Consider the following 11,846-nt stretch of genomic DNA (forward strand, 5'->3'; position numbering starts at 1 on the left):
TGACACGGAACCGATGGATCTCATGATAACTACCCCGCCTTCCCGCCCTAAGCTGAGTCTGAAGCGCAAAGTGGCTGTAACTGCAGAAACAGTGGAGGCACCCTCCACGCCCGCTGTGGCCATACCGAGTACAAATGAACAGCCCCCTGTCAGTACGCCTGTAGCCAGTCCACCCGCAGCGGCGCCGGTGACACCTCCTCCTGCCAGTCAGCCCAAAAAACCGAAAACCTATGCTCAGGCCAGCCTGGAGATCGTGCGTGCGCATTTCCCCGCCTGCCTGCCGGAACCGGCCCAGCCGTTAGCCATCGGGGTGGGTGAGCAGATCCGGACCATCGTGGTGACTGAGGCGATGGGGGTGTCACTGAAACGGGTGCGGGCTGCACTCAAGGCCTACACCAGCCGCCGGCACTATCTGATCGCGGTCTGGAAAGGAGCACGTCGTATCGGGCTGGACGGTCAGCCGTTGGAGGGGGCTGCTGGCGACGTCTCCGAGGAGGCGCGGCAACTGGCTGCAGCCAGGCTGGTGATCCATTTCGGCTACGATGTCACCACGCGACGCGCCATTGCGCCTGACCAGCTGCCCGGGCGCGTAGCCACAGCGGAAGCCACACTGAAGCACATCAAAGGCGGTGAGGACAACGGGGAGCCGGACGAGGGTGATCAGGCCACGGCACCTGTTGCTGTCACGGAAACCGAATAACGCTTTAGCACACTTAATAGCCGTTATCGGCGGCGGAGTGTGCACACCATGATACGGATGATCAGAATGAAAGCAGGACGCATGATCAGGCAGGCCTACTGGGCAGGTCTGCGCGGTATTGGTTGGATGGGGCTGGGGATCGTGCTGGCCGTCACCCTGGGGCTCAATGTACAGGTCGGTGGTTATCTGCTGCTGTTTGGCCTGCTTAACCTGGTAGCGATCCTGGCAGGCATCGTGCTGAAAGACCGCTGGCAGGACTATCAGGCAGCGCGCCATGCTCCCCGTTCGGTGTATCCCTCCTCTGATGCCGGCTATGGGCATCCTCAGCAACTCCATATCAATATGGCCAGCAGTGATGGTCTGCGTGTATGGCAGGTCTACCCTTCTGTACCGCTGATGAAGCCTCACCTGAATATCTTACGTGATGCCGGATGCCTGCTGACGGACAGTGAGGGGCGCATGGTGGACCACTGTATTGAACTGCAGAATACGGCCAGTCAGCGCCGGCAGCAGTTTCGTGTGGTGAGCTGAGTTGAACGATAGCCCGTATTGGTCATAGTAGATGGTAAGGCAGATATGCCTTACCATGTATCTATACCACTTGGAGGGTCATCCCATGGCTACGCTGACAATTACCGCCAAAGGCCAGGTCACTTTTAATAAAGAAGTGCTCCGCCATTTAGGGCTCAAGCCCGGTGACAAAGTTGAGCTGGAGCTGCTCTCTGAAGGGCGGGCCAATATCAAAGCCCTTCCCCCCAAAAATACGTTTGAATCTCTACAAGGCTTTCTCAAAGGCAAAACCAATGGACGCGTTCTCTCTGTAGAAGAAATGAATGACGTCATCAGAGAGGCTTCTGCCGAAGCAGGGGCCACGCCTGCATGAACATTACCGCTGACACCAATGTTCTGGTGCGTCTTTTGACAGAGGATGATCTACATCAGTCAAGGGTGGCCATACAGACACTTAACCAGGCCAGTTCTGTGGTGATTAGCCTGCACTCATTGTGTGAGCTCGTTTGGGTTCTGGGCAGAGGCTATCAGGTTGCGCGCACCGATATTGCGTCAGTCATCCGTCAATTGATGAATACCGCAAACGTCGTGGTCAATAAATCAGCTGTCGAAGCAGGTCTTCAGCTTTTTGACGCAGGGGGAGATTTTGCCGATGGCATCATTGCTTATGATGGGCGGCTTCAAGGTGGTAATACTTTTGTTTCCTTTGACAAGAAAGCAGTCAATCTGCTGAAGCAACTGGGTCATACCACTCAGCGACTTAAATAATACCTTCTTGCTCCTCCCCTCCTTAAAAACACAAAGCCGGGACATCTGACGATGATCCCGGCTTTGCGCTGCTCTTCGTCCATGGCCAAGTGCAGAGCACGCCACTACCAGACGGCACCTGGTAACCCTCCAGCCCGGAGATAGGTTTAACTGCGGATTTTTCCCCCTTTCTTCTTGAAGCTGTCGGCTGAGTTTCAGTCACCGTTTTCAAGGGGTCAGGTATGGTTCCCATCCATCTTCGCAAAACAGCAGCATGGGCCGGTGGTGTGCTGGCCATCGTCAGTGCAGCGGTTTGGGCCGCTGCGCCCTCACCATCTGCTCCCCCCTCCATTGAGGTTTTCACCGTCCATGCACAGCCCGTCACGGTGCCGCCGGCACTCATGGCACAGACTCGCGTGGCTTATCTGGACGAACCCGCGCGGCTGGAACAGTCGTTTTCCGCGAACCTGCCGCAGCCCCCTGAACAGGCCGCTGCAGTGGTGCAGCAGCGATTAGCAGGCCCTGCCGGCCAGCAATTCCAGCAGCAGCTGCAGGCAGCGTATGCCGGTGTCGTGCGCGCCCATGAACTGAAGGTGCTGAAAGTGCCTGCCGTGGTGGTGGGGGGACGTTATGTCGTCTATGGCCAGACTGATGTGGCTGCCGCAGTAGCTCAGATCCAGCAGCGCACTGGGGGTGGCCAATGACAGTGCCCGATACCTTGCCCGTAGTGGCCTCTTCCCCCCGCGCCATCCCGGTACCTCTGTCATGGAAAAAGCGACTGCGCAGCATGGCGATGTCGTTCTGCCTGGTGACTACACCGACTTTTGCTATTACCACTGCCACCATCACCCAGTCAGCCATGGCGCCGGATTGTGTGGAGTACCGGGTAGTCGGTGTCTGTTACTGGCTGTTCTGCACCTTGTGGGGCTGCACAGTGCGGACCTCAGTTAAGGTCCGGCACTACGTGCCGGATCTGGTGGTCTCGGCGTACAGCGGACCAGGGGATAACCCCTGGTCTGAGATGTCGTTTGTGGGTGCGCAGCTCCCGGGAGCGGAAGGTGGTGGGGATACCCATGGCCGGCATGCCAATGAACACAGCAAGGTGCGCTTCAAGAGTGCAGATGCCATCGGGCATCCGGGCGGCTATATCGCCTCTAATCTGGCCTCTCAGTCAGGCTATGCCTGTTCAACCAGTGCCACTCCTGTTTACCCCTACTTCGTCTCCACCCTGGATACCCTGGCCTGGCGTTGGGGTGTGCCTGAGTCTGTTTACCCTGAAGCGCTGATCCCCGGACAGCGTGAAGTCGGCCAGACGGGCGATATGTGGGGCAGCGTCTATCCGCGTGCCGGCGCATTGATCCAGACCCACGATTACAAAGCAGGGGCTGTCGTGGCCCAGCGCGTAGGCGATCTGGTCACCCGCTCCGGGCAGATGCACGTCTATACCCCGCTGACGGCCTCCAGTCGCGATGGCTACTGGCCACCCGGCCCGATCACCGAAGGGGATAAGAAGACGCACAAATGGCAGCAACTCAGTCCGAAACTTGAGTACACCTGCGCGATTTTCCCCAACGGTGGGGCATCTGAAACCTACTCCGATCGTTTAAGCGAAAACGGTGGCTATGTCTGGTCACTGTGGCGCCCCTATAGCTGCTGTCAGCGGCGAGGGCAAACCTTCTTGGGTTACACGGATTTCATGTGAGGGAGCAGCAATGAACGTAAGGATAAAGAGGGCTGGTGCAGTGAAGGCAGTAAAAACCGTGACCCTGGCCGTCGGCCTGACGGGTGCAGCGATGGGCAGTGGTTTGGCTGGTGCAGACACCGACTACGGGTTTGATGTGCATGACAAAGTGCTCAATGACTCGGTGTATTACGCCATTGGCGGCGGCAATGTGATTGCAGGCCCAGTCAGCCGGAAGACGCCCAACTCCATTGGCTTGGGGGTCGGCTGGAATGCCAACCTCATGTGCGGCAATTTTGATCTCGGAGCAACGGTACAGAACCAATTGAACGGCGTTACTAACGGCTTCAAGTCGTTGATGAGTAACGTGATTAATGCCGCGACTGGCGCCGTGGCTTCACTGCCGGCCATGATCATTCAGCGCAGCAATCCACAGCTCTATGACCTGCTGCAGAATGGCGTACTGCAAGGCAAACTGTCCTTCGACTCTGCCAAGCTCACCTGCGAGAGCATGGCCTCCGATATGACCGATGTGGTCATGGGGTCTCGATTGGCCCAGCAAGCCAAGGCCGATGCCTACCAGCGGGCAGCAGCCTCCACAACCGATGCCGTACAGGCCAAGGAGCAGGCCGAGAGTAAAGGCGGCGATGAGGGCATTCAGTGGGTAGGCGGTGCCCGTAAAGGTGGTAAGGGCCAGGATCCCATTAAAGTCATCCGTGATACGGCAGTGGCCGGTGCCAACGTATTGACCAACCGTACCGTCACCGACACGGGCACCTTCTCCCATGCGACAGGGAGTGAATCCTGTGCCGGTGGCTCGATGTGTCAGGTCTGGAGCTCTCCTGCCGAACTGGCTGACGACATGGTGAAGGTGCTGGGTGAGAAAACCCTGACCACCTGCACCACCTGCGAACAAGTGGCGGGTAAAGCCGGTACGGGGCTGATTCCGATGGTCGCCGAGGCCCAGGACTCCATTGCCACCACCCTGGCAGGCCTCGCCAGTGGCTCGCTCAAGGTGACCAATGACAACCTGGCCAAAGTGTCCGGGGGCGAACTGTTGCAGGTCTCACGCTCCATCATCGACAGCTTACGGGATGACCCTGAACGCTCCCTGCTGGTACAGCGGTTGTCCGGTGAGTTGGCACTGTCGCGGGTACTGGACAAAGCCATCCTGATGCGCCGTGCCCTCGTCGCCGGTGCCAGTATTCCTGAAGTGCAGAACTCCGATGAGCTACAAACCGCTGTAGATAGCAGCCTGGATCAGCTGGACCGGGAAATCGGCTCCCTCAAACAGGAAATGGAGATCCGCAAAATGCTGGCCGAGAACACCGCACTCACCTCACTGACCCGTACTGCTGACCGTCGTACCAGCAATGAAGGTACCAATGCACGTCCCTTACCTAATACCGCACCCGGTCTGTACCCGAAGGATGAGGAATGATGGATATGAAACTCTGGCATAACCCTCAGATGTTGCAGCTGGCTCAGCGTGGACTGACATTGACCAGGAAGCTGCTGATCGCAGTGGCCATCCTGGTAGCGTGCATTGCCACCCTGCTGGTACTGGCTCGCTTTAGCATGAACCACACCGAACAACTGGAGCACTTTAGTCAGTGGTGGAGCCGGCTCAGCCCCTGGCTGTATCTGTGGCGCATACCGCTGTACGGGGGCTTCTACTGGATGTGGCGTACCAGCCATCACTACATGGTAGAGCACCATGGCGCGGCAAAGGTGCGCCGTTTTGGTTGGCGTGCCGTCAGCATTATCGCCGCCGTTGAAGTGATCCGCCTGATTCAGATCGTAGGAGGTGCGGCATGATCATGGCCGTGGACTCGCACCTGGAATACTCCATGGTGCTGCTGGGCTGGTATATCAGCGAAAAGATATGGGCCGTGCTCTCTGACTCCGGGGTGTTTGCGATCCCGTTGATGTTTATGGTCTACAGCAACTTTGCAGAAATGCGTCGTCAGGGGGCCGATGAGGGTAACAAGGGCGCATTGGGGCTGAACAACCTTGAGATCGATCTGTATCAGGCGCTCATCGTGATCCTGATTGCACTGCAGCCCTTCATTAACGTCAATCTCAAGGTCGTCTATCCCCCTAACGCAGACAACCTGCATTCGGCACAATGCTCTATGAGTGATCAGGGCAAACCTGCAGGCGGTGAAAATGCCTGGACGACAGGCTTTGCCAGCGTCAACGGTATGACGCCTCAAGTGCCTTTCTGGTGGTGGAGCTGGCATGTCGTGGCCAAGATGATCACCTACCCCGCGATTGCCTCGATCCCCTGTGAGATCAACCTCCGGCAAGTGAAGTACGAACTGAATCAGGAATATATCTCTGGAGGCCTGGCCGCAGAACTGGGTGACTTTGCGCGGGACTGCTTTGCCGTATCCAAGTCACGCCTGACGAACCTGAAGCGTGCGGACTATTACAAGTTCAACGAAGAGCAGCTGCGTGACGTGGACTGGGTTGGTTCGAACTACTTTCTGACTACGCCGGGCTACTACGACACCCATCATGCCAGTCTGCCTAACCCCAACTTTCCGTATGATGCGGCAAGGGACGTGGCTCTGCCCAATACCGGGGCCGGTGGCTATCCCACCTGTAAACAGTGGTGGAGTGATGGAAAAGTCGGTCTGGCCGCGCGTGCGAAAGCGGAGCTGACAGACGATCTGCTGGAACAGCTCTTCGCGATCGGTGTCTCCGATGAAGACTTGCTGCGTACCCTGATGTCCTCCACCACGATGGAGCGGCCAGGGCGTGCCTTCAGAAGCTATGGCTATTCTGAGTCGGAAGGGGGAAGCGTTGTAGGGGCGCCCGTCGCAGCCCTGAAAACCGCCACGGCAGCGGTGGGTATGGGGGTTGCGACTGCCACCGTCATGCCTGCTATGTATCTGGTGCAAACGTCATTGCCCATGGTACAGAGCATGCTGATGATGGCCCTGATCATCTCGATGCCCATCGTCATGGTCATGGGTAGCTATAGCTTTGCCACGCTGATGTCGATCACCCTCGCCTACTGCGCGCTGGTCTTTATGACCTTCTGGTGGGAGCTGGCCCGGTTCGTGGACAACAAACTGGTGGAGATCCTCTACAGCAGCCCCAGTGACGGTTCCCTGTTGGGTTACCTGGCTGATGACTTTGACAACTGGGTCAGTGACTTTGTGACGGTCACCATGTTTCTGGTATGGCCTGCGTTCTTTCTGGCTGCGATGGGTTGGGCTGGATATAAGATGGCATTGATTTCTGATGATATGGGATCAGGGACCAAGCAAGCTGGAGACGCAGGAGAAACGGGTGGAAAACTACTTAAGGATACAGCGATGAAGAAAATCAGCAGTAATAGAGACGTAACTTAAATTGAAGCCAGATGAGATGGTGCAATCAAACACCATCTCATTTCAGTCTATCTTAACCCCACCGCTATAATAGCCATCTCCTTCTATGACGATAACCTGACTTTGATGAATCGCTGCAAACGCTTCCGCCAACATCGCAATCTGCAATCGCGTCAGGTAGATGTTTAGCAAGATCCTTGAACAACCCGCCAACTGCACCCAGTACGATGGCGGCTATCTTCGTTGCCAGTAGCAGTAGTTGTTTGGACAGCAGTATCTGGAAACGTCGATCCTTTAGACGTTGCAGAAAACCAGCCTTGGTAGCTGAGGTGTGGGCGGGCATGGGACTCTCCTTGTACGCCTGTGGTGGGGGTAAGTTGAATAGAAAATGAGCGGGTTGTAAAGAAAAACCAGCTGAGCCGGATAGCAGAGCTGGTTCCTGGTAACACCTTTCTGAATATCTCTACCCATCGCCCAACGAAGCAATAATGGTGTCTATATCAAGATACATCAGCGACAACTCAATCGCCTGATCACCGTCAGATATACTTTGCGTGGTTGGTAGTGTGATAAAGCCCAAACTACGATAGAACGCGACAGCTCTTGGGTGGGACCAGAGGGCTACCCCCTGCAGACCTGCATGCATTGACACCTTCAGGGCTGAGTGAAATACCGCCTCTACCAACAAATCAGAACCAATACCTTGCTTCTGATAGCGGATATCCGTCGCAATCTGCTCTAGCAGCAGTACCGGGATAAGTCGGGGCATGCCTGTGTAGGAGCCGCCTGCAAAATCATCTCGCATCAGCTGACCAACGCGGGTTGTGCAGTATCCCACCAAGTTATCGTCAAGGGTGGCCACATATACTTTCAGTTGATGCTCTTTAGCAGTCTTCTGAAGTTTTCTGGCCGAGCTATTTAGAAAAGTATCACCACAGTCAAACTGCTTAAGTTTCGCTGGAGTGATGGCAATATCAGATTGGGTAAAGGTAGAAATCAATACATTACTGGTTTTCTCATGGTCATGGGTCATCTTTTTCTTCTGTTCATCAGGGCCCTCAGCGCTTCAGTAGGGGGAGCTGGATTCTGAACAGCCTCTTCCAACATTGACCATGCCTCCGCATTTAGACGAATCACGCTGGATTCTGCGATGATACGTCTGGCCTGCTCTTGGGCTTGGGCAATGATAAAAGCGCTCAGATTCACTCCAGCAGACCGTGCAGCCTGCTCTAGCATCAATTTCACTTCCGGCGTTGTTTTAAGTTCAATGCGCGCACTCTTTGAGGCGACATCACTCAAAGCTTGGTTAGCCATAGCTAATCCTCTTCGTCTCTCTCCAGAACATCACAGGGCGACTGCAGCCACAGGGCATCGTTGCCGTGATATGCTTTTACCTACGTAAGGTAGGTCACTAGCCAAAAGGCCATTTCATTTCATGTCATGTCTTGGCATGATCAAACTCCTGCGGTAGATAGTGAGTCAAGTTTTTAAAGCCGTACATGGTACGGTTTTAAAACTATACGACCCTCTTTCAAGACAAGTCAATAGCCGTACATAGTACGGAAAAAAGATACATATATTCATCGGATTACATCACTTGAAATCAGGCCTCCGCACACCAATATCGATACGTGCTGCCATTCGGTATCAACAGTTAAATGATCCGAAAGTTAAAGTGAAGCAAACGGCTGCTCGCCGCACTTGGGTCTACTCCATCACTATTGAAGATCCTTCAGGCCCCTACCATGTTTTTTTGAGTTGAAACGTGCTGCAAAGGAAAAGCCACAAGACTTGAACCTGGTCGTGGAAAGCGCGTACCACGAGACAGAGGATAAACCGTCGGTATTGGGGAGCATGGGATTTGTGCTTCTTTGCGGTAAGATCTATACAAACAAACCAGTGGCGACAAAACGATAGGCCTAGAAACGAAAAAAGCGCCAAGAGGCGCTATTTTCGTGCATTAAAGCAGATCCGGACACCACTCGGTTTTCACCTCGGCTCACCTTGCGTGGGCACTAGATTGCTCTAGCTGGGAAGCGCTCGATCTCATCCGGTCAGTCGCTTCGACAAAACAAAAGCAAACTATATTGAGCAAATTTGTCAATATAAAAGATATTGACAATATCCCTCTCCAGAAGTACTTTGAATAGGCAAGCTATGTAGGAGTGTTAATTATGTATCAACCAGGCCCCGGCCCCATTATAGTTTAGTGTTACCATTCACTGACGTTCTGAGCTTTGCGAGAAGATCATTTCCCGTTGCCACGGCATCGTTCATGTCGCTCAGAACACGTCTTAGTAGTTTCAGCTTCCTTTCCCTATCAAAATTACGTGACTCAAAATCACTACTGTACATATGAGTGGTGCATTCTTGGATCGCAAGAATTTGGTTGTAGAACTCCAATATATCTGCAGATAGCGCTTCAGGCAGATGCCACTTGTCTTGCCCCCAGACAATTAGATCCGTAATCCCCTGCGTGACAATGACATAGGGAAAATAGTCTGATTCAGACTCTGCCCTAGTAATCGCTGATTCCAAGCCTTCTGCAGAAGATTTCATCACTTTGACCCGCGAAGCTACGTCCGAAGTCACCATCCGATGAAAGCTGCCTTTGGATCGCTTATTCTTCCATAGATCAACCACCAACGGGCCTACCACCGACCCCATGAAAGCCGCAACCACAACTGCGATGGGCTGTTCTAACCAAGCCATACGTAATCCCCTTCTTCGCTACCCTATTAGATTCCAAATGCCCTAGTGCGCATCCATTGCATAGCTATCTCATTCTGAGAACGAAGTTTCGCACGGGTAGTTTCACTGAGAGGCAGGCCTTCAGCATAGACGAGATCTGTTAGGCCACTTATATTATACGGCTGATTTGAGAGTGAACATCACCAGACTCAACTTCGTCTTCACCATGCTGCTCACGCTCAATGAGCCATTTGAGCTGTGCAAGCTCTTTCTCGATAACGACGATCAGTGCAATCTGCCAATCGTTTGACATGTATTCCTCTCCCTGAGCCTATTCGAGCGCCTCTTAAATTACGCGGGATTTGCACCTTCAATACTTTCAAACTGGGTGATTTTCACATCACCGTCTGGAAACTTAGCTTTGATCTCCAGCTCGCCCCCCATAGCCTGAATAACATCTCTCAAAGAGGAGATGTACATGTCGGTTCGACGTTCCAGTTTTGAAATTGCAGCTTGCTTGACCTTTAGTTTATCCGCCAGGTCCTGTTGCGATAGCTGTCTAGCATGGCGAAGTTCAGCAAGAGGCATCTCCTGCATCATTGCATGTACTTTCTCCTGCACAGCTCTTTGGGCTTCAGGAGACATTTTAGCTTTCAATACACTGAATGATTTGGCCATCTTAATTTTCTCCTGAGTCGCTAGTGGCAGACTCTTGCTCAAGCTCCATCAGATGCTCGTCATAGAGCCTGTCAGCAACAGGGATAAACTGATCATAAAAGCGCTTGTTCCCTGTTTTATCGCCTCCAATCAGCAGTATTGCCATACGTCTGGGGTTAAAGGCGTAGAAAATACGATATGGGTGACCTGAGTGTTGGATCCTTAGCTCTCGCATGTGACCATGGCGGGAGCCACTTATTGCTGAACTATGTGGGTGAGGCAGATTCGGGCCATGCTGTTCAAGAAGCTCAACTGAAGCCGTGACACTGACTTGCTCACTCTCAGTCAAAGCATTCCACCACACTTCAAACTCATCCGTGTATTCAACCTCATGGCTCATTCAAATATAACCTTTGCGGAATATTTGATCAATATTTGGGCGACCCATAACGGGCTGTGCTATGAAGACTGAGCTTACCCTTCCTCATCGTTCTAGCATCCCTTTCACATGGTTCTTTTCGCGTGACACTGACGAAAAAACGGCAGACCGCCTGAGAGTACGGCCTGCCAACATCATCAAACAGGCTCTTTTAACTCTGTCGCTGCCGCTGTTTTCTGTAGGTTTTCATGGATCTTAAACAGCACCAGGAACAGCTCACACCAGATCCGGGCAGCCACTGCGCCACCAATCATGGCAGCCAGCCCTGTCAGAAAACCAAAAAAAGTTATCCGATAGCCACCGAACATCATGCCCAGACCTGATACCACTGCAAACAGCAGCATCAACCAATAGACAACAGTGATGATCTTGGGGGTGATCATGGTATCGAAGTGCAGAATGTCCCTGATATTCATGAATATCTCCTTATCTGAGTCAGGGGAAAGGCAGCCAGGCTACCTGTGATGTTGAGCACGAAGCTCAAAAGTCGACGTCCAGATCAGCCATGTACTCCAACAGCCAGACACCCGAGCCTCTGCGCTGGTAGATAATGACCTTATCCAGTTCTTTAATGAGGTGGTGGCCAGCCTCTGCTGGCACACTGAAGGTAGCCTTGGCGTGGTAGACCAGTTGCCCTCTCGATGACTCCTGCTGAGTCAGTCGATAAGTGTGAATAATGCAACGTTGCTGGGTTTCACGCTCACAGGTTTTGACCAGCTCATCAATGATGGCGTTGTCAGCGGGGCCAGAGGGATAAAAGGAGTCCGCAAGAAAGACATAGCCCAGCAGCAGGAGATTCAACAGCAGAATGAGAGGCTGGTCCAGAAAGTACGCGCCCCACATCAGAGTGACAAAGAGAGCAGTGGCCACAAGCCACTTATTGGAAAGTAGATGCATCAGATCGTCCTTGATCAATCAAAAACAGAGTGCTGTCAGTCAGCAGCCACCCTTTTCTGCGTCACATTACATACATGGCGCCATGTTCCGGCGGCGCGAGACAGATTTTGTCACCAGAAGCGGATAAAAAGTCACAATACGAATATAAAGAACAATATTACTTTTATCCCACATGCGATATAA

Annotated in this window: 18 protein-coding genes; 9 read left to right on the forward strand and 9 right to left on the reverse strand. The window is 53.4% G+C overall.

The window, feature by feature from the left end; genetic code table 11:
- Positions 1-13: 13 nt before the first annotated feature.
- The 9 genes from QCD60_RS29925 to QCD60_RS29965 all read left to right on the forward strand — a co-directional run bounded on the left by QCD60_RS29925 (position 14) and on the right by QCD60_RS29965 (position 7,000).
- Positions 14-700, forward strand: coding sequence for a ProQ/FinO family protein (locus QCD60_RS29925; RefSeq protein WP_279781344.1), 687 nt, complete (start codon positions 14-16; stop codon positions 698-700).
- A gap of 66 nt (positions 701-766) precedes the next feature.
- Positions 767-1,231 (forward strand): hypothetical protein, encoded by a 465-nt coding sequence (locus QCD60_RS29930; RefSeq protein WP_279781346.1) that lies wholly within the window; start codon positions 767-769, stop codon positions 1,229-1,231.
- Between the two features lie 85 nt (positions 1,232-1,316).
- Complete coding sequence (locus tag QCD60_RS29935; RefSeq protein ID WP_279781157.1) at positions 1,317-1,583, forward strand: transcriptional regulator; 267 nt, start codon at positions 1,317-1,319, stop codon at positions 1,581-1,583.
- The gene (locus QCD60_RS29940; protein WP_279781158.1) at positions 1,580-1,978 is read left to right on the forward strand and encodes a type II toxin-antitoxin system VapC family toxin; all 399 of its coding nucleotides are present in this window, start codon (positions 1,580-1,582) and stop codon (positions 1,976-1,978) included. The genes QCD60_RS29935 and QCD60_RS29940 overlap by 4 nt, the downstream gene beginning before the upstream one ends.
- A gap of 221 nt (positions 1,979-2,199) precedes the next feature.
- Complete coding sequence (locus QCD60_RS29945) at positions 2,200-2,661, forward strand: TIGR03757 family integrating conjugative element protein (RefSeq protein WP_279781348.1); 462 nt, start codon at positions 2,200-2,202, stop codon at positions 2,659-2,661.
- A gap of 83 nt (positions 2,662-2,744) precedes the next feature.
- Complete coding sequence (locus QCD60_RS29950; protein WP_279787858.1) at positions 2,745-3,659, forward strand: TIGR03756 family integrating conjugative element protein; 915 nt, start codon at positions 2,745-2,747, stop codon at positions 3,657-3,659.
- Positions 3,660-3,699: 40 nt separating this feature from the next.
- Positions 3,700-5,079: an integrating conjugative element protein gene (locus QCD60_RS29955; protein WP_279781350.1), complete on the forward strand. Its 1,380-nt coding sequence runs from the start codon at positions 3,700-3,702 to the stop codon at positions 5,077-5,079.
- A gap of 5 nt (positions 5,080-5,084) precedes the next feature.
- Positions 5,085-5,456, forward strand: coding sequence for a hypothetical protein (locus tag QCD60_RS29960; protein ID WP_279781352.1), 372 nt, complete (start codon positions 5,085-5,087; stop codon positions 5,454-5,456).
- Entirely contained in the window at positions 5,453-7,000 is a 1,548-nt protein-coding gene (locus QCD60_RS29965) for a conjugal transfer protein TraG N-terminal domain-containing protein (RefSeq protein ID WP_279781354.1), read from the forward strand. The genes QCD60_RS29960 and QCD60_RS29965 overlap by 4 nt, the downstream gene beginning before the upstream one ends.
- 64 nt (positions 7,001-7,064) lie before the next feature.
- Here QCD60_RS29965 and QCD60_RS29970 read toward each other — a convergent pair whose 3' ends face one another.
- The 9 genes from QCD60_RS29970 to QCD60_RS30010 form a co-directional block, all read right to left on the reverse strand.
- Complete coding sequence (locus QCD60_RS29970; RefSeq protein WP_279791142.1) at positions 7,065-7,322, reverse strand: hypothetical protein; 258 nt, start codon at positions 7,320-7,322, stop codon at positions 7,065-7,067.
- A gap of 120 nt (positions 7,323-7,442) precedes the next feature.
- Positions 7,443-8,012, reverse strand: a complete 570-nt coding sequence (locus QCD60_RS29975) for a GNAT family N-acetyltransferase (protein WP_279781359.1) — start codon at positions 8,010-8,012, stop codon at positions 7,443-7,445.
- Positions 8,009-8,293: a DUF1778 domain-containing protein gene (locus tag QCD60_RS29980; protein ID WP_279781361.1), complete on the reverse strand. Its 285-nt coding sequence runs from the start codon at positions 8,291-8,293 to the stop codon at positions 8,009-8,011. Before QCD60_RS29980 ends, QCD60_RS29975 begins: the two co-directional genes overlap by 4 nt.
- Before the next feature lie 885 nt (positions 8,294-9,178).
- Complete coding sequence (locus tag QCD60_RS29985; protein WP_279781363.1) at positions 9,179-9,691, reverse strand: hypothetical protein; 513 nt, start codon at positions 9,689-9,691, stop codon at positions 9,179-9,181.
- Between the two features lie 148 nt (positions 9,692-9,839).
- On the reverse strand, positions 9,840-9,983 hold the full coding sequence (locus QCD60_RS29990; protein ID WP_279781365.1) for a hypothetical protein: 144 nt from the start codon (positions 9,981-9,983) through the stop codon (positions 9,840-9,842).
- 38 nt (positions 9,984-10,021) lie between these two features.
- On the reverse strand, positions 10,022-10,348 hold the full coding sequence (locus QCD60_RS29995) for an XRE family transcriptional regulator (protein ID WP_279781368.1): 327 nt from the start codon (positions 10,346-10,348) through the stop codon (positions 10,022-10,024).
- A gap of 1 nt (position 10,349) precedes the next feature.
- Positions 10,350-10,727: a type II toxin-antitoxin system RelE/ParE family toxin gene (locus QCD60_RS30000; protein WP_279781370.1), complete on the reverse strand. Its 378-nt coding sequence runs from the start codon at positions 10,725-10,727 to the stop codon at positions 10,350-10,352.
- Positions 10,728-10,903: 176 nt separating this feature from the next.
- Positions 10,904-11,182, reverse strand: a complete 279-nt coding sequence (locus QCD60_RS30005; RefSeq protein WP_279781372.1) for a DUF4282 domain-containing protein — start codon at positions 11,180-11,182, stop codon at positions 10,904-10,906.
- Between the two features lie 64 nt (positions 11,183-11,246).
- A complete protein-coding gene (locus QCD60_RS30010) occupies positions 11,247-11,663 on the reverse strand; it encodes a hypothetical protein (protein WP_279781374.1) in 417 nt (138 codons plus the stop codon).
- Positions 11,664-11,846 lie beyond the last annotated feature (183 nt).

Source organism: Pokkaliibacter sp. MBI-7, from assembly GCF_029846635.1.
Lineage (GTDB): Bacteria > Pseudomonadota > Gammaproteobacteria > Pseudomonadales > Balneatricaceae > Pokkaliibacter.

Coding starts and splice junctions, on each gene's coding strand:
- QCD60_RS29995 (WP_279781368.1), bottom strand. CDS start 10,348: ATGGCCAAATCATTCAGTGTATTGAAAGCTAAAATGTCTCCTGAAGCC.
- QCD60_RS29980 (WP_279781361.1), bottom strand. CDS start 8,293: ATGGCTAACCAAGCTTTGAGTGATGTCGCCTCAAAGAGTGCGCGCATT.
- QCD60_RS29930 (WP_279781346.1), top strand. CDS start 767: ATGAAAGCAGGACGCATGATCAGGCAGGCCTACTGGGCAGGTCTGCGC.
- QCD60_RS29925 (WP_279781344.1), top strand. CDS start 14: ATGGATCTCATGATAACTACCCCGCCTTCCCGCCCTAAGCTGAGTCTG.
- QCD60_RS29975 (WP_279781359.1), bottom strand. CDS start 8,012: ATGACCCATGACCATGAGAAAACCAGTAATGTATTGATTTCTACCTTT.
- QCD60_RS29945 (WP_279781348.1), top strand. CDS start 2,200: ATGGTTCCCATCCATCTTCGCAAAACAGCAGCATGGGCCGGTGGTGTG.
- QCD60_RS30010 (WP_279781374.1), bottom strand. CDS start 11,663: ATGCATCTACTTTCCAATAAGTGGCTTGTGGCCACTGCTCTCTTTGTC.
- QCD60_RS29935 (WP_279781157.1), top strand. CDS start 1,317: ATGGCTACGCTGACAATTACCGCCAAAGGCCAGGTCACTTTTAATAAA.
- QCD60_RS29985 (WP_279781363.1), bottom strand. CDS start 9,691: ATGGCTTGGTTAGAACAGCCCATCGCAGTTGTGGTTGCGGCTTTCATG.
- QCD60_RS29960 (WP_279781352.1), top strand. CDS start 5,085: ATGAAACTCTGGCATAACCCTCAGATGTTGCAGCTGGCTCAGCGTGGA.
- QCD60_RS30005 (WP_279781372.1), bottom strand. CDS start 11,182: ATGAATATCAGGGACATTCTGCACTTCGATACCATGATCACCCCCAAG.
- QCD60_RS29970 (WP_279791142.1), bottom strand. CDS start 7,322: ATGCCCGCCCACACCTCAGCTACCAAGGCTGGTTTTCTGCAACGTCTA.
- QCD60_RS30000 (WP_279781370.1), bottom strand. CDS start 10,727: ATGAGCCATGAGGTTGAATACACGGATGAGTTTGAAGTGTGGTGGAAT.
- QCD60_RS29990 (WP_279781365.1), bottom strand. CDS start 9,983: ATGTCAAACGATTGGCAGATTGCACTGATCGTCGTTATCGAGAAAGAG.
- QCD60_RS29950 (WP_279787858.1), top strand. CDS start 2,745: ATGGCGATGTCGTTCTGCCTGGTGACTACACCGACTTTTGCTATTACC.
- QCD60_RS29965 (WP_279781354.1), top strand. CDS start 5,453: ATGATCATGGCCGTGGACTCGCACCTGGAATACTCCATGGTGCTGCTG.
- QCD60_RS29940 (WP_279781158.1), top strand. CDS start 1,580: ATGAACATTACCGCTGACACCAATGTTCTGGTGCGTCTTTTGACAGAG.